The sequence below is a fragment of the Massilia varians genome, assembly GCF_027923905.1.
GTDB classification, from domain to species: domain Bacteria; phylum Pseudomonadota; class Gammaproteobacteria; order Burkholderiales; family Burkholderiaceae_D; genus Telluria; species Telluria varians_B.
On record NZ_AP026966.1, the window covers coordinates 1,237,264 to 1,255,770 of the forward strand.

Below are 18,507 nucleotides of genomic sequence, written 5' to 3' on the forward strand. Positions count from 1 at the left end.
CTTTGGCGCGGTCGCGCCGGCCTTATTTTGAGATGTCGCCCTATGGAAAATACCCTGCTGCTCGTTGACGGCTCCAGCTACCTTTACCGCGCCTACCACGCGCTGCCCGACCTGCGCAGCCCGGACGGTTTCCCGACCGGCGCCATGCACGGGATGGTCAACATGCTGCGCCGCCTGCGCGCCGACTACCCGGCGGCCTACATCGCCTGCGTGTTCGACGCCAAGGGCAAGACCTTCCGCGACGACCTCTACCCGGAATACAAGGCCACCCGCGCCTCGATGCCGGAAGACCTGGGCAAGCAGATCGAACCGATCCACGAGGTGGTGCGCCACCTCGGCTGGCCGATCCTGATGGTCGACGGCGTCGAAGCCGACGACGTGATCGGCACCCTGGCCGTGCAGGCCGCCGCGCGCGGCATGAAGACCATCATCTCGACCGGCGACAAGGACCTGGCCCAGCTGGTCAACGACAAGGTCATGCTCGTCAATACCATGAGCAACGAGAAGCTCGACGAAGCCGGCGTGCTGGCGAAATTCGGCGTGGCGCCGAACCGCATCATCGACTACCTGACCCTGATCGGCGACACCGTCGACAACGTGCCGGGCGTGAGCAAGTGCGGTCCGAAGACGGCGGTGAAGTGGCTGACCCTGCACGGCTCGCTCGACGGCGTGATCGAGAACGCCCATGCGATCGGCGGCGCGGTCGGCGAGAACCTGCGCGCGGCCCTCGAATGGCTGCCGAAGGGCCGCGAACTGATCACCGTGAAGACCGACTGCGACCTGGTGAGCCACGTGGTCTCCTTCGAGGAAACCCTGGTCGGCCGTCCGGAAGACGCCGAGGCCCTGCGCGACTTCTTCCAGCGCTACGGCTTCAAGACCATGCTGCGCGACCTGGGCGGCGCTCCCCGCGCCGACGGCGCGGTGGCGCCGGCGCGCGGCCTTGGCGCGGGCGGCACGCCGCTCAATTCCCCGGAAGGCGCCTCCGGCAGCCTGCCCGGCATGGCCATCATCAAGGGCGAGTACGAAACCATCCTCACCGACGAACAGCTCGACAAATGGCTGGCGCTGATCGACGCCGCCGCGCTGACCTCGATCGACACCGAGACCACCTCGCTCGACCCATTGAGCGCCGAGATGGTCGGCATCTCGCTGTCGGTGGAGGCGGGCAAGGGCGCCTACATCCCGGTGGCGCACCGCTATGCCGGCGCACCCGACCAGCTGGGGCGCGAGCACGTGCTGGAGCGCATGCGTTCCTGGCTGGAGGACCCAAGCAAGCCCAAGCTGGGCCAGAACCTGAAGTACGACATGCACATCTTCGAGAACCACGGCATCAAGCTCAAGGGCATCGTGCACGACACCCTGCTGCAGTCCTATGTGTTCGAGTCGCACAAGCCGCACGACATGGACACCATGGCGATGCGCCACCTCGGCTACACCACGATTCCGTTCGTCGACGTGTGCGGCAAGGGCGCCAACATGATCTGCTTCGACCAGGTCGAGCTGGGCCGCGCCACCGAGTACGCCGGCGAGGATTCCGACATCACCCTGCGCCTGCACCAGACCATGCTGCCGCACGTCGAGAGCGACGCGGGACTGACCCGCATCTACCGCGAGATCGAGATGCCGACCATGGAAGTGCTGCAGAAGATCGAGCGCAACGGCGTGCTGATCGACTCGGAGCTGCTGGGCGTGCAGTCGGGCGAGCTGGGCGCGCGCATGCTGGAGCTGGAGCAGCAGGCCTATGAACTGGCCGGCGGCCCCTTCAACCTCGGTTCGCCCAAGCAGATCGGCGAGATCTTCTTCGTCAAGCTGGGCCTGCCGGTGATCAAGAAGACCGCCACCGGCGCGCCGTCCACCGACGAAGAGGTGCTGCAGAAGCTGGCCGAGGATTATCCGCTGCCGAAGATCCTGCTGGAACATCGCGGCATGTCCAAGCTGAAGTCGACCTATACCGACAAGCTGCCCAAGATGGTCAACCCCAAGACCGGCCGCGTGCACACCAACTACGCGCAGGCGGTGGCGATCACCGGGCGCCTGTCCTCGAACGAGCCGAACCTGCAGAACATCCCGGTGCGTAACGCGGAAGGGCGCCGCATCCGCGAAGCCTTCATCGCGCCGCCCGGCAGCGTGATCGTCTCGGCCGACTATTCGCAGATCGAGCTGCGCATCATGGCGCACATTTCGGGCGACCCGGCCATGCTCAAGGCTTTTGCCGAAGGCGAGGACATCCACCGCGCCACCGCCGCCGAGATCTTCGGCATCCCGCCCGAGGAAGTGCAGAGCGAGCAGCGCCGCTACGCCAAGGTGATCAACTTCGGCCTGATCTACGGCATGAGCGCCTTCGGCCTGGCCCAGAACCTGGGCATCGAGCGCGGCGCGGCCTCCAATTACATCGAGCGCTACTTCGCGCGCTTCGCCGGCGTGAAGCAGTACATGGACGAGACCAGATTGCAGGCCAAGGCGCGCGGCTACGTGGAAACCGTGTTCGGACGCCGCCTGTGGCTCCCCGAGATCAACTCGCCGAACGGCCCGCGCCGCGCCGGCGCCGAACGCGCGGCGATCAACGCGCCGATGCAGGGCACGGCGGCGGACCTGATCAAGCTGGCCATGATCGCGGTGCAGGGCTGGCTGGAAGCCGACAAGCTCGGCACCCGCATGATCATGCAGGTGCACGACGAGCTGGTGCTCGAGGTGCCGGAAGCCGAGCTGGAACTGGTGCGCGTGAAGCTGCCGCAACTGATGGCGGGCGTGGCCACGCTGAACGTGCCGCTGGTGGCCGAGACCGGCGTGGGGCCGAACTGGGAGCGCGCCCATTGAGCATGGGCTTGCGCCGGCACCCTCACTCAGCCAGTTGCAGACCGTTCTCCTCGCACCAGCGCCGCAGCGCGCTGCGGGTGGCTTGCGCGTGAAAGCGTTCCCATGCGTCGCCCGCGCCGCGCTCTTCCAGCAGGCGGGCGAAGCCTTCGGTGTTGCGGTCGCGGAACATGTCGCGCACCGTCTCCTGGTCGTCGGCCAGGTGGGTGGCGGCGAAACGTAGGACGAGTCCGTCTCCAATCCCGAGCGTGCCGGCGGGCGGCACGGGAACATAGCGGTCGCCGCCGCCGGACGCCGCGGGCGTCGGCGCCTCCTCATCCATGTACTCGTCGTTCAGCAGATGGATCATGCCCGTGTCGCGCGACACCATGGCCGTGACCGACCCGCCGCCATCCTCGACCATCATGGCCGCCCCTTCGAGTTCATCCAGATTGACTGTTGACATGGCTAATCCTGTGCAAGTAGTCGGAGGCAAACAGTATGAAGCGCCTGCGCGCGACGGGTGCGCACGCTTGGCGACCAGACTGTCGGTGTCACAGGATTGCCGCACATTGCTGCGCCGGGCCTGTCGGTACGCCTCTCGCTCCGGTATCATGCGGGGATGAATGCGATTTCTTATCAACCGTTTGTCATTGGTGTCGCCGGCGGCAGCGGCAGTGGCAAGTCAACGGTGACCCAACAAGTCCTGGCCTCGTTCGGCGCCGAGATGGTGTCGGTGGTGATGCAGGACGATTACTACCGCGACCAGTCCGACCTCAGCCCCGAAGTGCGCCGCAAGCAGAACTATGACCATCCGGACGCCTTCGACTGGCCCCTGCTGGTGGAGCACGTCCGCGCCCTGCGCCATGGCGAAACGATCCAGATGCCGGTATACGACTTCACGATCGACAACCGCTCCGACAGGACGATTGCCGTCAAGCCGGCCCCGGTGATCGTGATCGAAGGCCTGTTCGCCCTGTACGACGCCGATTTGCGCGACATGATGTCGCTGAAGATCTTTGTCGACACCGCGCCCGATGTCCGCTTCATCCGCCGCATGCAGCGCGATGTCGCCGAACGCGGACGTTCGGTGGAGAGCATCGTCAACCAGTACATGGAAACGGTGCGCCCGATGCACAAGCAGTTCATCGCCCCGACCAAGCGCAACGCCGACGTCATCCTGCCGCACGGCGCCAACGGCCCGGCGGTCGACGTGATCACCACCAAGGTGGCAAGCGTCATCGGCCAGCTCAAGCGCCGTTCGACCGACCGCTGACCCAATTCCTGCGCATCTGTAAAGACTGTAAGCAACTGTTTCAAATGAGGGGGCAGTTGCTTTTCTGAATGCTAGGATCCTTTCCAGCCTGCTGCCGGCAGACCACGAAAGCGCATCCATGATCCAGACCCGATCCCGCCTCGCCCTCCTTGCTGCCACCGCCCTGAGCGCCGCCATCCTGTCCGCCTGTGGCGGCGGTGGCGGCGATGCCGCCGCACCCGGCACGCCCGTCAGCACCCTCGGCACCCTGGCCGTGTCGCTGACCGACGCCCCGGCCTGCGGCTTCGACGCCGTCAACGTCAGCGTTGCCAAAGTGCGCGTGCACCGCAGCGAAGGCGCGTCCGATACCGATACCGGCTGGACCGACATCAGCCTGCATCCGGCGAAGAAGATCAACCTGCTGAACCTGAGCAACGGCGTGCTCGAAGCGCTCGGCCAGGCCTCGCTCGAAGCAGGGCGCTATACCCAGCTGCGCCTGGTCCTGGACGGCAATGGCAACAGCGTGGTGCCGAGCGCCGGCAAGACCGAGCAGCCGCTCGAGACCCCGGGTGGCATCCAGAGCGGCATCAAGCTGGTCGGGAACTTCGAGGTGACGGCTGGCCAGAAGACCGAGGTCGTGCTCGACTTCGACGCCTGCAAGTCGGTGCTCACCCGCGGCAAGGGCAGCTATGCGCTCAAGCCTGTGGTGAAAGTGGTGCCGGCGACCCTGAACGGGATCTCCGGCTTCGTCAGCACCGCGCTGCTGGGCCGCAGCGTGCAGGTCTCGGCGCAGCAGAACGGCCAGATCGTCAGCGCCACCATGCCGGATCCGGCCACCGGCGAATTCCGGCTGACGCGCCTGGCGCCCGGCAACTACGACGTCGTCATCACCGCCAGCGACAGCGCGGCCAGCGTGGTGGCGGGCGTGCCGGTGGCGTCGAGCAGCAGCACCACGGTGCTGAGCACCGCGAACGCGCCGATCCTGCTGGCGCCGGGCGTCACCGGTGCGATCGGCGGCACGGTCACGATGAGCCCGGCCAGCCTTGATGCCGCCTACGTCTCGGCCAAGCAGAGCTTCGCGGCCGGCCCCACCGTCACCATCAAGTACCAGGGCGCCGACCTGGCCAGCGGCACCTACACGATCGCCGGCCTGCCGGTGACGGCGCCGCAGTTCGCGACCTATACCAGCACGCTGCCGCTGGCCTTCAGCGCCAGCAGCGCAGCCCCGGCGGGCAGGTACCGGGTCGAGGCGGCGGCGGCCGGCTACGTGGGCAAGTCGGCCGACAACGTCGACATCCGTAGCGCCAACCAGTCGAACCTGAATTTTTCGCTCACCCGCTGATCGCTCATCAGTGAAACGTGCGCCCCTCCGGACTTTGCTAAGATAGCAAGCCTGTCCAACACCACCGGAGGGGCCACATGAAAGATCTCATTCGCGATGCCGAAAGCCTGCTGTCCGCCAGTTCGTTCAGCGAAGGTGTCGACCGCCGCGTCTTCCTGAAAGCCGCCGCCGGCGGCGGATTCGCCGTCGCCGCGCTGCCGGTGGTGGCGCAGACCCAGATCCAGACCAGTACCGAAGGCCTGGACGCCGCCGACCATATCGTGGTCATCAACGGCCAGGACGTGCCGGTCTACCGCGCCCAGCCCAAGGACCGCAGCAACCTGCCGGTGGTGCTGGTCATCTCCGAGATCTTCGGCGTCCACGAGCACATCAAGGACGTGGTGCGCCGCTTCGCCAAGGCCGGCTACCTGGCCGTGGCCCCGGACCTGTTTGTGCGCCAGGGCGACGCCACCAAGACCCCGATGCCCGACCTGATGAAGAACATCATCGCCAAGGTGCCGGACGCCCAGGTCATGAGCGACCTCGATACCATCGTCAGGTGGACCAGGCAGCGCGGCGGGAATACCGACAAGCTGGGCATCACCGGCTTCTGCTGGGGCGGGCGCATCACCTGGCTGTACGCGGCGCACAACCCGAACGTCAAGGCCGGCGTGGCCTGGTATGGCCGCCTGGTGGGCGATACCAATCCACTCCAGCCGAAGCACCCGATCGACGTCGCCCAGAACCTCAAGGTGCCGGTGCTCGGCCTGTACGGCGCCAAGGACAACGGCATCCCGCTGGACTCGGTGGAACGCATGCGCAAGGCGCTCGATGCCGGCAACAGCCGCTCCATGATCCACGTGTACCCGAACTCGGGCCACGCCTTCCACGCCGACTACCGCCCGAGCTATAACGCCGCCGACGCCAAGGACGGCTGGGCCAAGGCGCTGGACTGGTTCTCGAAACACGGCGTGGCCTGATCTGCACGGAGCGCGGCCGGGCAGGGTAAAATGTCCGGCTTGCCGCTCCGCACAAGAACAAGAGGCCTTACATCGACCCCGTCCTGACTTCCATCCTGCTGGCGACCGCGATCGCCGGCGTCGCCAGCATTACCGGCGCTGCCGTGTTTTCGTTCGCGCTGCTGTCGAAGGTGGTGGAGCGGATGGTCAGCCTGTCGGTCGGCATCATGCTGGCCACCTCGCTGCTGCACGCGCTGCCCGAAGCCTTTGAATCCGGGGCCGATCCGCGCAGCCTGTTCGCCACCCTGCTGGGCGGCCTGCTGGCCTTCTTCGTGCTGGAGAAGCTGGCGATCCTGCGCCACTCGCACCACCACGAGGGCGACGGCCACCACCACGCCCACGGCCATGACGCCCACCAGGCCGGCAAGTCCGGCTGGATGATCCTGCTGGGCGACTCGATGCACAACTTCACCGACGGCATCCTGATCGCCGCCGCCTTCCTCGCCAATCCGGAACTGGGCATCGTCACCGCGCTGGCCATCGTCGCCCACGAGATCCCGCAGGAGATCGGCGACTTCATCGTGCTGCTCAACGCCGGCTTCTCGCGCCTGCGCGCCTATGTCTTCAACCTGCTGTGCAGCCTGATGGCAGTGGCGGGCGGCCTGCTCGGCTACTTCACGCTGGACCAGGCCAGCGGCCTGATTCCCTACGTGCTGGTGTTCGCGTCCTCGGGCTTCATCTACATCGCGGTGAGCGACCTGATGCCGCAGATGCAGCGCCGCGCCACCGTGCGCGAGTCGGTGCCGCAGGTGGCCCTGATCGCGCTCGGCGTGGCGATCGTGGTGGTGCTGAACCACGCCAACTGAGCGGCGTCTTCCCTTCTTTTTTGGTTCTTCGCGGGGAATGGGGGAAGACGGGGTTGACGATCTAATCGGGAGGTGGTGGCGGTGGCCTGATGTTGGTAGATTGATAGTCGCCAAACAAATCAGTCTATCAAACCACCGCCATGCTCAATGCTATGTCGTCTGTCCCGTTTTGGGAAGGCCATATTGTCGACACCGTCCAAGAACAAGAAGACGGATCACTGTTAATCGTTCTCGATACCTGCCCGGCAAGGGATGCTGTGTGCGGAGCGTGCCACCAGCCTTGCGCCCTGGTGCATGAGCGCCGAAGGCGTAAGGTGCGCGATCGCGACGTTCTGGACAAGCGCGTCTGGCTCGATGTGCCGGTACGGCGGCTGGACTGCCATCACTGCAATGCACGAGTGGCCGAGCACATTGTTTGGCTCGACCGCCGGGCGCGCATCACGCACCGCGTGCGTCTGTGGGTCGAGGCGCTGGCGCAGTTGCTGCCCATAGCCCATATAGCCCGGTTGACCGGGCTGCACTGGCATACCATCAAAGAGATTGATCATCGGCGACTAAAGCAGCTGCACGGCGACTTCTCGGCGGTGGGCGTACGCCGCTTGGTCATGGACGAATTTGCCCTGCACAAGGGCCATCGCTACGCTACCGTGGCCATGGATGCCGAGCGTATGCGCGTCTTGTGGGTTGGGGAAGGCAACAGCCGGGAAGCGATCCGGCCATTCTTTGAGCTGCTGGGCGAGCAAGGCTGCCAGCGAATCGAGGCGGTGGCCATGGATATGAACACGGCCATGGACCTTGAAGTGCGTCAGCAATGTCCAAACGCGGAGGTGGTCTACGATTTGTTTCATGTCGTGGCCCGCTTCGGCCGCGAAGTCGTCGACCGGGTGCGCGTCGATCAAGCCAATACGTTACGGGCCGAACCAAAAGCGCGCCAGGTCATCAAGCGTAGCCGCTGGCTGTTACTACGCAACCGCGACAACCTCAAGGCCGAACAGGCCGTCAAGCTCGAAGAACTGCTCGCCGCCAATCAGCCGCTGGCAACGGTCTACCTGCTCAAGACCGAATTGAAAGAGATCTGGTATGCGCCATCGGTCCGGGAAGGTGCTCGTCGATGGAAGGCTTGGCTCAAACTCGCCTTGGAAAGCCATATCACACCGCTGATCCAGTTTGCCAAACGGCTGGCCAAGTACCGGCGCGGCATTCTGGCTTCGGCCATCTATCCGATGAACTCATCGATCCTGGAAGGCGTCAACAACCGCATCAAAGTCATCAAGCGCATGGCCTACGGATTTCGGGATGCATCCTACTTCTTCCTGAAAATCAAGGATGCGTTTCCCGGCAAAACGCGATGAACCTCTTTTTTCCATCTGCCCGCCACAAGCGGGCAGGGCATGCGTGTGCGCCTGTTGCGCCCTTAATGATAATGACTTATCATTACCGAAGAATTCAACGGAGGAACCCCTGTATGCCCGCTTCGACCTTCCCACGCACGCCGCTCGCGCTGGCCATCCTGTTTGCCTTCGGCGCCCCGCTGGCGCATGCGCAAACCGACAGCCGCCTGAAAGCAGATCCCGACACCGTTCCGACCGTGGTGGTCTCCGCCAGCGCCCTCGGCGTGGTGAGCGACGACATGATCACGCCGGTGAGTTCGCTCGGCGGCGGTGAACTGGTGCGCGTGCGCGAGTCGACCCTGGGCGAAACCCTGGCCAACCAGCCCGGCATCAATTCGAGCCACTTCGGCGCCGGCGCCAGCCGCCCGGTGATCCGCGGCATGGACGGCCCGCGCGTGAAGATCCTGTCCGACGGCGCCGAAGTGCAGGACGCTTCCACCATCAGCCCGGACCACGCCGTTGGCTTCGAGCCGGTGCTGGCCGAGCGCATCGAGGTGCTGCGCGGCCCGTCGGCGCTGGCCCATGGCGGCGGCGCGGTCGGCGGCGTGGTGAACATCCTGGACCGCAAGATCCCGACCCGGGTGCCGGAGCAGGGCGTCGAAGGCAGCGCGGAAGTGCGCGCCAATTCGGTGGCGCGCGAGAAGACCGGCGCATTCGAGGTGACCGGCGGCAGCGGCAACGTCGCCGTCCATGCCGAAGGCGTCAAGCGCGACGCCGGCGAATACCGCGTCGGCAAGGGCTGGGCCGAGGGCAAGCGCGTCCCCGGCAGCTACAAGGACAGCGAGAGCGGCACCGTGGGCCTGTCCTGGGTGGGCGAACGCGGCTACCTGGGCGCGGCCTACACCAAGGAGCGCACCGAATACGGCATCCCCGGCCACAACCACGAATTCGAGAGCTGCCATCCGCATGGTGATCACCTGCATTGCGGCGGCCACGACGATCACGACGACCACGCTGGTCACGACGAGCACGGGCACGGCCACGACGAGGTGCCGGTCGTGAAGCTGGACAGTGACCGCTGGGACCTGCGCGGCGAGTACCGCAACCCGCTGCCGGGCTTCGCCAAGGCACGCCTGCGCGCTTCGCTCACCGACTATCGCCATGACGAACTGGAAGCGGGCGTGGTCTCGACGAGTTTCATGAACCGCGCGCACGACGCCCGCGTCGAGCTGGAACACGATCCGGTCGCGGGCTGGCGCGGCGTCGTCGGCGCCCAGACCACACGTCGCGACTTCAAAACTGAAGGCGACGAGGCCTACGTGCCGCCGACCGTCACCAAGAAGCATGCGGTATTCGTCACCGAGGAATACAAGCTGGATAACTGGCGCTTCGAAGCCGGCGCCCGCCACGAGTGGCAGGACATCCGCGTCGACAGCGCGCCGCAAAGGGATACCGACGCACGCGGCACCTCGGTGGCGCTGGGCGCGGTGTGGAAATTCCAGCCGCAGTATTCGCTGCGCGCCGGCATCGCCCGCAGCCACCGCCTGCCGACCTCGGAAGAACTGTACGCGGACGGCGTCCACCTGGCCACCGCAACCTACGAGATCGGCAACCAGAATCTGGGCAAGGAAACCTCGAACAACATCGATGTCACCCTGCGCAAGTTCGAGGGCGATACGACGTTCTCGCTGAGCGCCTTCCGCAACCGCGTCGACAACTACATCTACGCGCGCACGCTGGACAACCATGATGGCTTCCAGCTGGTCGAATACGCCCAGCGCGACGCCGTCTTCACCGGTCTGGAAGGGGAGCTGCGCCACAAGTTCTCGAATATCGTGGAAGGCACGCTGTTCGGCGACTACGTGCGGGCCCGCTTCGACGGCGCCGCCGACGGCAGCCGCAACATCCCGCGCATCCCGGCGCACCGCGTCGGCCTGCGCCTGAATGCGGACTGGCAGGCCTGGCACGGCATGGCCGAACTGGTCCGCGTCGGCAAGCAGGACAAGGTGGCGGAATACGAGGACAGGACCGGCGGCTATACCATGCTCAACCTCGGCACCCACTACACCACGCGCATCGGCGGCGTGCCGGCCCAGCTCTACGCACGTATCAACAACCTGACGAACGAACTGGCCTTCAGCCATACCTCCTTCATCAAGGAAGCGGCGCCGCTGCCTGGCCGTAACATCACCGCCGGCCTGCGCTTCCTGTTCTGATGAAAACCCTGATCCGGTTCGCCGACTACGCCGGCATGGCGGCGTCGGCCCTGTGCCTGGTGCACTGCCTGGCGATGCCGCTCCTGATCGCGGCATTTCCCTTGCTGGGCCTGGGCGGGACGCACCACGCGCTGCACGATGCCTTGCTGCTGGCCGTGACGGTGCCGGTGCTGCTGGCGCTGGTGCCGGGCTACCTCAAGCACCGCGATCCGGTCGCCCTATCATTGGGATTGGTCGGCCTGGGCGCCTTCCTGCTGGCGGTGTTCGTGGTCGGACCGCGGCTGGGCGACATGGCGGAGACGGTGGCGGCGGTGCTGAGCAGCGTGCTGCTGCTGGGGGCGCACTGGCGCAACCATCGTTATTGCAAGGATTGCAGGTAGGGTGCACGGCTTTGCCGTGCGCGCGTTCAGCTCACGGATGCATTGTGGCGGCGCAAATCGTAGTTGAACGCGCGGGCGGCGAAGCGTGGTCTGGTCCACTGGACCAGACCACGCCTACGAACGGCAAGAATTACACAAGCCGTACAAGGTCAGCTCGTGCGACTCCAGCACGAAGCCCTCCGGCGTCAGCTTCTGCATGTCGCCCGGGCAGGCGTGCACCTCGTACACCTTGTCGCACGAGCGGCAATGGAAGTGGTGATGGTGGCCGTGTCCCGCGATTTCGTAGCGGTCGCCCCCGCCCGGCAGCGACACCGTGGTGATCTCGCCGGCTTCCAGCATCGACTTGATGTTGCGGTAGATGGTCGCCATGCCGATGCCCGGCACCACGGCCTGGGCCTGTTCCAGGATTTCCTGCGGCGCCAGCGGACGTCCGGCGTCTTCCATGCACTGGTGGATCGCCTTGCGCTGGCGCGTATTGCGTTGTTCCATGGCGGCTTATTTCTTCCCGCGCAGCGATTCGAGTTCGGCGCGCAAGGCGCTGCGCTCGGCGTAGGACTTGTCCAGCTGCGCGCGCAGGGTCTTCACTTCGTTCTCGAAGTTGTCGCGCGCGGTGGTGGCGCCCACCAGTTCCATCTCGGCGGCCAGGCGCGCGTCCGACTCGCTGGCCTGGGCCGCGACGTTGCGTTCGAGCTGGGCGCGCAGGTCGGCCAGTTGCCTGTCCTTGCCGTCGATCGCCAGCTGGTCCTTGGCCTTGCTCACCAGCGCCTCGGTGGCAACTTGGCGCGCGTCGCGCAGTTCCGCGCTCAGGCGCTCGATCTCGGCCTGGTGCTCGCTCGATGCGGCCAGCGCCTGGTCGCGCGCGGCTTCGAGCTCGGCGCCGCTCTCGCGCAGGGCGGCCGCATCGGCTTCGGCCGCGGCCAGCGCGTCGCGCACCGGCGCGGCGGTCTGTTCGGCGACCTGCTGCACCCAGCCGCTCAGGGCGGCTGCAACCGCTTCGGGAATCTCCAGCGCCGCGGCGCCTGCGTTCATCTTGTCTTCGTTCGACATTGCTGCGTGATCTTTCGTTGCCGCTTTTTTCATCAGGATGGCTCCTGGCTCAAGCCTCGCCTTTGGCAACAGGGCGGCCGGTATCGTTCTTGCCGTCGCCCACCCATTCGCTCCACGAGCCCGGATACAGCGCCGCTCCCGGCATGCCGGCCACTTCCAGCGCCAGCAGGTTGTGGCAGGCGGTGACGCCCGAACCGCACTGCATGATGGCCCGGGCCGGATCCTCGACCAGCTGGGCGAACTCCTCCCGCAGCGCGGCCGCGTCCTTGAAGCGCCCGTCCGCCTGCAGGTTGTCCTTGAAGAAGCGGTTGCGGGCGCCCGGAATATGGCCGCCGACCGGGTCGATGGTTTCGTTCTCGCCGCGGAAGCGGTCGGAGGCGCGCGCGTCGATGACGATGCGTTCGCCCTTGTCCACGTTGTCCATGACTTCGGCCACGGTGACGGTCGGCACGAAGGGCGCACGCAGCTCGATGCCGCCGCGCGGCTTCGCGATAAGCTCGGTCGTGAGCGGCTTGCCGATCGCCTGCCATGCCGCCATGCCGCCGTCGAGCACTGCGACCGCCTCGTGGCCGAGCCAGCGCAGCAGCCACCACAGGCGCGCGGCGAACATGCCGCCGTGGGCGTCGTAGGCCACGACCTGGGTGTCGTCGTCGACGCCCCAGGCGCGCAGGGTCTCGATGAGCGCCTCTTTTTCCGGCAGCGGGTGGCGGCCGCGGAACACGCCGTCCGGGCCGCGCTTGGCGCCGGACAGCTCGGTCTCGATGTCGCCGAAGACCGCTCCCGGCAGGTGGCCGGCGGCATAGCCGTCGCGGCCGGCCGCCGGGCTCATCAGGTCATGGCGGCAGTCGACGACCACCCAGCGCGGGTCGTCGATATGCGCTGCCAGGTCTTGCGCCGAAATCAGTGTCGTATACATGTCGCTCCTCAAGTCTCGCTGGCGATTGGATCGGTGTCCTTGACCACGGCGCCTTTGGCCGTGCTGCGTGTATTGTAGAACGTCGCGGCGATGCCGGATGCAAGGATCACCGCGATGCCCAGCCAGACATGCCAGTCGAAGGTGTCGCTCCACAGGGCCAGACCCCACAGGCTGGAGAACACGATGCCGGTGTACTGCAGGTTGGCCACCACCAGCACCTTGCCGACGCGGTAGGCGCGCGTCATCGCTATCTGGGCCAGCAGGCCGAACAGGCCGACCGCCAGCAGCAGGGCGCCGCTGTACAGGGTGTGGCTCTGGAACACGGCGCCCGGCCCGGCCCCGCTGTCGCCCGCCAGCGTGCCCAGCAGCCCGGCGACGGTGGTGCTGAGCGAGAAGTAGAACACCACGCGGTATTCGGGTTCGCCCATCTGGCCGAGCCGGCGCACCTGCATGTAGGCCGCCGCCGAGATCAGCGACGAGGCGATGCCGGCCAGGCCGCCGATCCACTGCTTGGTCTCGATCGCCGGCTGCAGCACCAGGGTCACGCCGAAGAAGCTCATGGCGATCGCCAGCACCAGCGGCCACTCGGGCAGCTTGGTGCCGCTCCACCAGCCGTGGGCGAACATCCAGGCCGCGATCCAGATCGGCGCCATGTAGTTGAGGGTGACGGCGGTGGCCAGCGGCAGGCGCGAAATGGCGAAGAACCACAGCCACAGCGAGACCACGCCGACGACGCTGCGCCAGACGTGGGCTGCCACGAAGGGAGTCTTGAAGGTGCCGCCCTGGTGGCGCACCGCCACCAGCAGCACCAGCGTGCCGATGAGGCCGCGGTACATCAGGAGTTCGGAAGTGGAGTAGAACTCGGAGGCCAGCTTCACGCCCGCGCCCATGGCGGCGAACGCGAAGCTGGCGAACAGCATCCAGAGTGAAGCCATTAATTAGTTAGAGCGCAAGTTTGCTTCGGTACCACTCGTGGAAATGCTGCATCCCGTCTTCCATCGGCGACTGGTAGGGTCCCACCTCGTTGACGCCGCGCTCCAGCAGGATCTTGCGGCCGGCATCCATGCGCAGGCCGATCTCGTCGTCCTCGACCGCGGTTTCCATGTAGGCGGCGCGCTCGGCTTCCACGAACTCGCGCTCGAACAGCACGAACTCTTCCGGATAGTAGAACTCGACCACGTTGCGGGTCTTCTGCGGGCCCATCGGCCACAGGGTGGACACCACCAGCACGTTCGGGTACCACTCGACCATGACGTTCGGATACAGGGTCAGCCAGATGGCGCCGTACTTCGGCGGCTGGCCGTTGTTGAACTTCAGGACCTGTTCCTGCCATTTCTTGTAGGCCGGCGAACCCGCCTTCTGCAGCGCGCGGTTCACGCCCACGGTCTGGACGCTGTAGTCGCGGCCGAACTCCCACTTCAGGTCGTCGCACGAGACGAAGTTGCCCAGGCCCGGGTGGAAGGGCTCGACGTGGTAGTCCTCGAGGTAGACCTCGATGAAGGTCTTCCAGTTGTAGTCGCACTCGTGGATCTCGACGTGGTCGAACATGTAGCCGGTGAAGTCGAGGTCGCGGGTGACCTCCATGTTCTTCAGCTTCTCCATGACGTCATAGCCGTTCTGCTCGAACAGCAGGCCGTTCCAGTTCTGCAGCGGCGTCTTCGACAGGTTCAGGCAGGGCGTCTCCGGGAAATGCGGAGCGCCGATCAGCTGGCCTTTCAGGTCGTAGGTCCAGCGGTGCAGCGGGCACACGATGGTGTTCGCGTTGCCGCGCCCATTGAACATCAGCGCCTGGCGGTGACGGCAGACGTTGGACAGCACTTCGATGCCGCCCGCGTTGCGGACCAGCATGCGGCCTTCGTTTTCGGATGCAAGTGTCGCGAAATCGCCTACCTCAGGCACCATCAGTTCGTGGCCGACGTAGCGTGGGCCCTTGTGAAACAGCTCTTGCAGCTCGCGCTGCATCAGCGTATTGTCAAAGTAGACATTTACCGGAAGCTGAGCACATGAGCGCGCCAGCTTGGCGTGGGTAGCCAGATCGGACATCCCAACCCCCCTTTAATCAAGTACCACCAAAGAAGAGAAAGAATCCAAAGACCAGTATCTTGGAATGAGGATTACGGTATTTCGGACAGAACCGAAGATTATACCTCGGAAACAGACTCAGGGGTCAGGGCCCATCGCGTGGCAGAGGCGAAACCGCGCAAATAAGCTGTTGAATCGTCACGGGTTTCATGGGGAGGAAGCACCACGATAGTAAAATGTTACAAACAGACAAGTTGCGCTCGATGCAATGTGCGCCCCTTGAGAGGAAGGATTGGACTAAAATACGCGATTAGACTGTCCCATGGCGCACCCTTGCGCCGTCCCCCTACAGAATAGCTATGGCAAATATGACAAACGGCGCGCCGCCGGAATCCTTCGAAGGCGCGATGGCCGAGCTGGCCCAGCTCGTGTCGCAGATGGAATCCGGCCAGCTTCCGCTGGAAGCCTCGGTGGCCGCTTATGCGCGCGGCTCCGAGTTGGTGAAGTATTGCGCGGCCCAGCTGGAAAAGGTCGAGTCCCAGGTCAAGGTGCTCGAAGGCGACATGCTCAAGCCTTTCTCGGTCGAAGGCGAGGGCGAGCAATGACGCAGCCGTTCCAGGACTGGATGCAGCAGGTGCAGCAGGACGTCGAGCATGCGCTCGAGACCTTCCTGCCCGCCGCCACCGCCATCCCGCACAAGCTGCACGAGGCGATGCGCTATACCACGCTGGGCGGCGGCAAGCGGATCCGCCCGCTGCTGGCCTACGGCAGCGGCGCCCTGTTCGGGGGCGACCCCGACGCGCTGGCGCGCGTGGCCAGTGCCGTCGAGATGATCCACGTGTACTCGCTGGTGCACGACGACATGCCCTGCATGGACGACGACGACCTGCGCCGCGGCAAGCCGACCGTGCACGTCGCCTACGACGAAGCGACCGCGCTGCTGGTGGGCGACACGCTGCAGGCCCAGGCCTTCGAGACCCTGGCCGGCAGCGCCAGCCTGCCGCCCGCGCGCCTGGTCACCATGCTGCGCCTGCTGGCCGAGGCGGCGGGATCGAGCGGCATGTGCGGCGGCCAGGCGATCGACCTTGACAGCGTCGGCCTGGCGCTCACGCGCGAGGAACTGGAGCGCATGCACCAGCTCAAAACCGGGGCCATGCTGCGCGTCTCGGTGATCCTGGGCGCGCTGGCCGGCCGTGATGTGTCGGCCACCGAACTGGAGGCCCTGACCGCTTACTCGAAGGCGATTGGCCTGGCTTTCCAGGTGGTGGACGATGTGCTGGATGCGACGGCCGATTCGGCCACGCTGGGCAAGACCGCGGGCAAGGACGCGGCCGACAACAAGCCGACCTATGTGTCGATCCTCGGGCTGGACCAATCGAAGGAACTGGCCGAGCAATTGCGGCGTGAAGCGCACGATGCGCTGACGCCATTCGGAGAACAAGCACTGCGGCTGCGCGAACTCGCGGACCTCATCGTGCAGCGGAAGGCATAAATGAACCTGCTAGAGACCATCAACGACCCCGCGGACCTGCGCAAGCTGCCGCGCACGCAACTGACCCCGCTTGCCACCGAACTGCGCCAGTTCCTGCTCGACTCGGTGTCGAAGACCGGCGGCCACCTGTCCTCGAACCTGGGCACGGTGGAGCTGACCATCGCGCTGCACTACGTCTACAACACCCCGCACGACCGCATCGTGTGGGATGTGGGCCACCAGACCTATTCGCACAAGATCCTCACCGGCCGCCGCGGGCGCATGCCCAGCCTGCGCCAGCTGAACGGCCTGTCGGGCTTCCCCAAGCGCGACGAGAGCATCTACGACACCTTCGGCACCGCGCATTCGTCGACTTCGATCTCGGCGGCCCTGGGCATGGCCCAGGCGGCCAAGCTGAAAGGCGAAGACCGCCACGCGATCGCCGTGATCGGCGACGGTTCCATGACCGCCGGCATGGCCTTCGAGGCCCTGAACAATGCGGGCGTCGAGGAAGACTGCAACCTGCTGGTGGTCCTGAACGACAACGACATGTCGATCTCGCCGCCGGTGGGCGCGCTCAACCGCTACCTGGCGCGTTTGATGTCCGGCCAGTTCTACGCCGCCGCCAAGAACGTGGGCAAGAGCGTGCTGCCGGGCCCGGTGCTGGACCTGGCGCGCAAGCTCGAGGAACACGCCAAGGGCATGGTGGTCCCGGCCACCATGTTCGAGGAGTTCGGCTTCAACTACATCGGTCCGATCGATGGCCACGACCTGGATTCCCTGATCCCGACCCTGGAGAACATCAAGAAGCTCAAGGGCCCGCAGTTCCTGCACGTGGTGACGAAAAAAGGGCAGGGCTACAAGCTGGCCGAGGCCGAGCCGATCCTGTACCATGGCACCGGCAAGTTCAACCCGACGGAAGGCATCAAGCCGGCGACCGCGCCGAGCAAGATCACCTACACCGAAGTGTTCGGCAACTGGCTGTGCGACATGGCGGCCGCCGACACGCGCCTGGTCGGCATCACGCCGGCGATGCGCGAAGGCTCGGGCATGGTGCGCTTCCACCAGCAGTACCCGGAGCGCTACTTCGACGTCGGCATCGCCGAGCAGCATTCGGTGACCTTCGCCGCCGGCATCGCCACCGAAGGTCTCAAGCCGGTGCTCGCGATCTACTCGACCTTCCTGCAGCGCGGCTACGACCAGCTGATCCACGACGTGGCCCTGCAGAACCTGGACGTGACCTTCGCGCTCGACCGCGCGGGCCTGGTGGGCGCCGACGGCGCCACCCACGCCGGCAACTACGACCTGGCCTACCTGCGCTGCATCCCGAACATGGTCGTGATGGCCGCATCAAGCGAGAACGAGTGCCGCCAGATGCTGACCACCGCCTACCACTACCCGGGCCCGGCCGCGGTGCGCTATCCGCGCGGCGCCGGCGTCGGCGCGGAGATCCAGGAAGAGCTGACGTCGATCGAGATCGGCAAGGGCGAGCTGCGCCGCGAAGGCAAGGGCATCGCGATCCTGGCCTTCGGTTCGATGGTGGCGCCGAGCATCGCCGCCGGCGACGAACTGAACGCCACGGTGGCCAATATGCGCTTCGTGAAACCGCTCGATGTGGAACTGGTCAAGCGCCTGGCCAAGGAGCACGACTACTTGGTGACGGTGGAAGAAGGCTGCGTGATGGGCGGCGCGGGCAGCGCGGTGATGGAAGCGCTGGCGGCGGAAGGGCTTGCCAAACCGGTGCTCAACCTGGGCCTGCCGGACAAGTTCATCGACCAGGGCGATCCGGCGGCGCTGCTGGCCTCGGTGGGGCTGGATGCCAAGGGCATTGCCGCTTCGATTCGCCAGCGTTTCGCGGCGGGCGAACCGCGCCTGGTGGTCAATAATACGTAAACCGTAGGGTGGACGGCTTCGCCGTCCGCGCGTTCAA

17 protein-coding genes are annotated in these 18,507 nt (G+C 65.8%); 11 read left to right on the forward strand and 6 right to left on the reverse strand.

Translation table 11 applies throughout. From position 1 onward, the window contains the following. Window positions 1-42 precede the first annotated feature (42 nt). The gene (gene polA / locus MasN3_RS05720) at window positions 43-2,817 is read left to right on the forward strand and encodes a DNA polymerase I (RefSeq protein WP_281912939.1); all 2,775 of its coding nucleotides are present in this window, start codon (window positions 43-45) and stop codon (window positions 2,815-2,817) included. 22 nt (window positions 2,818-2,839) lie between these two features. Here polA and MasN3_RS05725 read toward each other — a convergent pair whose 3' ends face one another. Further along, complete coding sequence (locus tag MasN3_RS05725) at window positions 2,840-3,259, reverse strand: hypothetical protein (RefSeq protein WP_281912941.1); 420 nt, start codon at window positions 3,257-3,259, stop codon at window positions 2,840-2,842. Window positions 3,260-3,415: 156 nt separating this feature from the next. Here MasN3_RS05725 and udk point away from each other — a divergent pair, with 156 nt between their 5' ends. The 7 genes from udk (at window position 3,416) to MasN3_RS05760 (ending at window position 11,121) form a co-directional block, all read left to right on the forward strand. Then, window positions 3,416-4,069, forward strand: a complete 654-nt coding sequence (gene udk / locus MasN3_RS05730) for a uridine kinase (protein WP_281912942.1) — start codon at window positions 3,416-3,418, stop codon at window positions 4,067-4,069. A gap of 118 nt (window positions 4,070-4,187) precedes the next feature. Continuing rightward, on the forward strand, window positions 4,188-5,390 hold the full coding sequence (locus MasN3_RS05735; protein ID WP_281912943.1) for a DUF4382 domain-containing protein: 1,203 nt from the start codon (window positions 4,188-4,190) through the stop codon (window positions 5,388-5,390). 77 nt (window positions 5,391-5,467) lie between these two features. After that, window positions 5,468-6,349, forward strand: coding sequence for a dienelactone hydrolase family protein (locus MasN3_RS05740; protein WP_281912944.1), 882 nt, complete (start codon window positions 5,468-5,470; stop codon window positions 6,347-6,349). 143 nt (window positions 6,350-6,492) lie between these two features. Further along, window positions 6,493-7,194 (forward strand): ZIP family metal transporter, encoded by a 702-nt coding sequence (locus MasN3_RS05745; protein ID WP_281912946.1) that lies wholly within the window; start codon window positions 6,493-6,495, stop codon window positions 7,192-7,194. Between the two features lie 152 nt (window positions 7,195-7,346). Then, window positions 7,347-8,546, forward strand: a complete 1,200-nt coding sequence (locus tag MasN3_RS05750; RefSeq protein WP_370662345.1) for an ISL3 family transposase — start codon at window positions 7,347-7,349, stop codon at window positions 8,544-8,546. Between the two features lie 113 nt (window positions 8,547-8,659). Continuing rightward, window positions 8,660-10,741 (forward strand): TonB-dependent receptor domain-containing protein, encoded by a 2,082-nt coding sequence (locus tag MasN3_RS05755; protein ID WP_281912947.1) that lies wholly within the window; start codon window positions 8,660-8,662, stop codon window positions 10,739-10,741. Beyond that, complete coding sequence (locus tag MasN3_RS05760; protein ID WP_281912948.1) at window positions 10,741-11,121, forward strand: MerC domain-containing protein; 381 nt, start codon at window positions 10,741-10,743, stop codon at window positions 11,119-11,121. Before MasN3_RS05755 ends, MasN3_RS05760 begins: the two co-directional genes overlap by 1 nt. 114 nt (window positions 11,122-11,235) lie before the next feature. On the opposite strand, the gene MasN3_RS05765 is transcribed toward MasN3_RS05760, so the two are convergent. From MasN3_RS05765 to MasN3_RS05785, 5 genes are read right to left on the reverse strand one after another with little or no spacing between them, the layout of a single operon-like run. After that, window positions 11,236-11,610: a Fur family transcriptional regulator gene (locus MasN3_RS05765; RefSeq protein ID WP_281912949.1), complete on the reverse strand. Its 375-nt coding sequence runs from the start codon at window positions 11,608-11,610 to the stop codon at window positions 11,236-11,238. Between the two features lie 6 nt (window positions 11,611-11,616). Beyond that, the gene (locus tag MasN3_RS05770) at window positions 11,617-12,201 is read right to left on the reverse strand and encodes a hypothetical protein (RefSeq protein ID WP_281912950.1); all 585 of its coding nucleotides are present in this window, start codon (window positions 12,199-12,201) and stop codon (window positions 11,617-11,619) included. A gap of 16 nt (window positions 12,202-12,217) precedes the next feature. After that, on the reverse strand, window positions 12,218-13,084 hold the full coding sequence (locus tag MasN3_RS05775) for a sulfurtransferase (RefSeq protein WP_281912951.1): 867 nt from the start codon (window positions 13,082-13,084) through the stop codon (window positions 12,218-12,220). 8 nt (window positions 13,085-13,092) lie between these two features. After that, window positions 13,093-14,019 (reverse strand): DMT family transporter, encoded by a 927-nt coding sequence (locus tag MasN3_RS05780; RefSeq protein ID WP_281912953.1) that lies wholly within the window; start codon window positions 14,017-14,019, stop codon window positions 13,093-13,095. A 7-nt stretch (window positions 14,020-14,026) separates the two neighbouring features. Continuing rightward, a complete protein-coding gene (locus MasN3_RS05785) occupies window positions 14,027-15,127 on the reverse strand; it encodes an aromatic ring-hydroxylating oxygenase subunit alpha (RefSeq protein ID WP_281912955.1) in 1,101 nt (366 codons plus the stop codon). A gap of 338 nt (window positions 15,128-15,465) precedes the next feature. Between MasN3_RS05785 and MasN3_RS05790 the strand changes: the two genes are divergently transcribed. From MasN3_RS05790 to dxs, 3 genes are read left to right on the forward strand one after another with little or no spacing between them, the layout of a single operon-like run. Beyond that, on the forward strand, window positions 15,466-15,711 hold the full coding sequence (locus MasN3_RS05790; protein WP_281912957.1) for an exodeoxyribonuclease VII small subunit: 246 nt from the start codon (window positions 15,466-15,468) through the stop codon (window positions 15,709-15,711). Next, window positions 15,708-16,598, forward strand: a complete 891-nt coding sequence (locus MasN3_RS05795; RefSeq protein ID WP_281912958.1) for a polyprenyl synthetase family protein — start codon at window positions 15,708-15,710, stop codon at window positions 16,596-16,598. Before MasN3_RS05790 ends, MasN3_RS05795 begins: the two co-directional genes overlap by 4 nt. Next, complete coding sequence (dxs, locus tag MasN3_RS05800) at window positions 16,599-18,470, forward strand: 1-deoxy-D-xylulose-5-phosphate synthase (RefSeq protein WP_281912959.1); 1,872 nt, start codon at window positions 16,599-16,601, stop codon at window positions 18,468-18,470. Window positions 18,471-18,507: the final 37 nt, after the last annotated feature.

What these genes read in the sequence shown, in the direction of transcription:
- MasN3_RS05760 (WP_281912948.1), top strand. Translation starts at nt 10,741, where the DNA reads ATGAAAACCCTGATCCGGTTCGCCGACTACGCCGGCATGGCGGCGTCG.
- MasN3_RS05750 (WP_370662345.1), top strand. Translation starts at nt 7,347, where the DNA reads ATGTCGTCTGTCCCGTTTTGGGAAGGCCATATTGTCGACACCGTCCAA.
- MasN3_RS05790 (WP_281912957.1), top strand. Translation starts at nt 15,466, where the DNA reads ATGGCAAATATGACAAACGGCGCGCCGCCGGAATCCTTCGAAGGCGCG.
- MasN3_RS05740 (WP_281912944.1), top strand. Translation starts at nt 5,468, where the DNA reads ATGAAAGATCTCATTCGCGATGCCGAAAGCCTGCTGTCCGCCAGTTCG.
- MasN3_RS05795 (WP_281912958.1), top strand. Translation starts at nt 15,708, where the DNA reads ATGACGCAGCCGTTCCAGGACTGGATGCAGCAGGTGCAGCAGGACGTC.
- MasN3_RS05770 (WP_281912950.1), bottom strand. Translation starts at nt 12,201, where the DNA reads ATGAAAAAAGCGGCAACGAAAGATCACGCAGCAATGTCGAACGAAGAC.
- polA (WP_281912939.1), top strand. Translation starts at nt 43, where the DNA reads ATGGAAAATACCCTGCTGCTCGTTGACGGCTCCAGCTACCTTTACCGC.
- MasN3_RS05785 (WP_281912955.1), bottom strand. Translation starts at nt 15,127, where the DNA reads ATGTCCGATCTGGCTACCCACGCCAAGCTGGCGCGCTCATGTGCTCAG.
- MasN3_RS05765 (WP_281912949.1), bottom strand. Translation starts at nt 11,610, where the DNA reads ATGGAACAACGCAATACGCGCCAGCGCAAGGCGATCCACCAGTGCATG.
- MasN3_RS05780 (WP_281912953.1), bottom strand. Translation starts at nt 14,019, where the DNA reads ATGGCTTCACTCTGGATGCTGTTCGCCAGCTTCGCGTTCGCCGCCATG.
- MasN3_RS05775 (WP_281912951.1), bottom strand. Translation starts at nt 13,084, where the DNA reads ATGTATACGACACTGATTTCGGCGCAAGACCTGGCAGCGCATATCGAC.
- udk (WP_281912942.1), top strand. Translation starts at nt 3,416, where the DNA reads ATGAATGCGATTTCTTATCAACCGTTTGTCATTGGTGTCGCCGGCGGC.
- MasN3_RS05755 (WP_281912947.1), top strand. Translation starts at nt 8,660, where the DNA reads ATGCCCGCTTCGACCTTCCCACGCACGCCGCTCGCGCTGGCCATCCTG.
- MasN3_RS05725 (WP_281912941.1), bottom strand. Translation starts at nt 3,259, where the DNA reads ATGTCAACAGTCAATCTGGATGAACTCGAAGGGGCGGCCATGATGGTC.
- dxs (WP_281912959.1), top strand. Translation starts at nt 16,599, where the DNA reads ATGAACCTGCTAGAGACCATCAACGACCCCGCGGACCTGCGCAAGCTG.
- MasN3_RS05735 (WP_281912943.1), top strand. Translation starts at nt 4,188, where the DNA reads ATGATCCAGACCCGATCCCGCCTCGCCCTCCTTGCTGCCACCGCCCTG.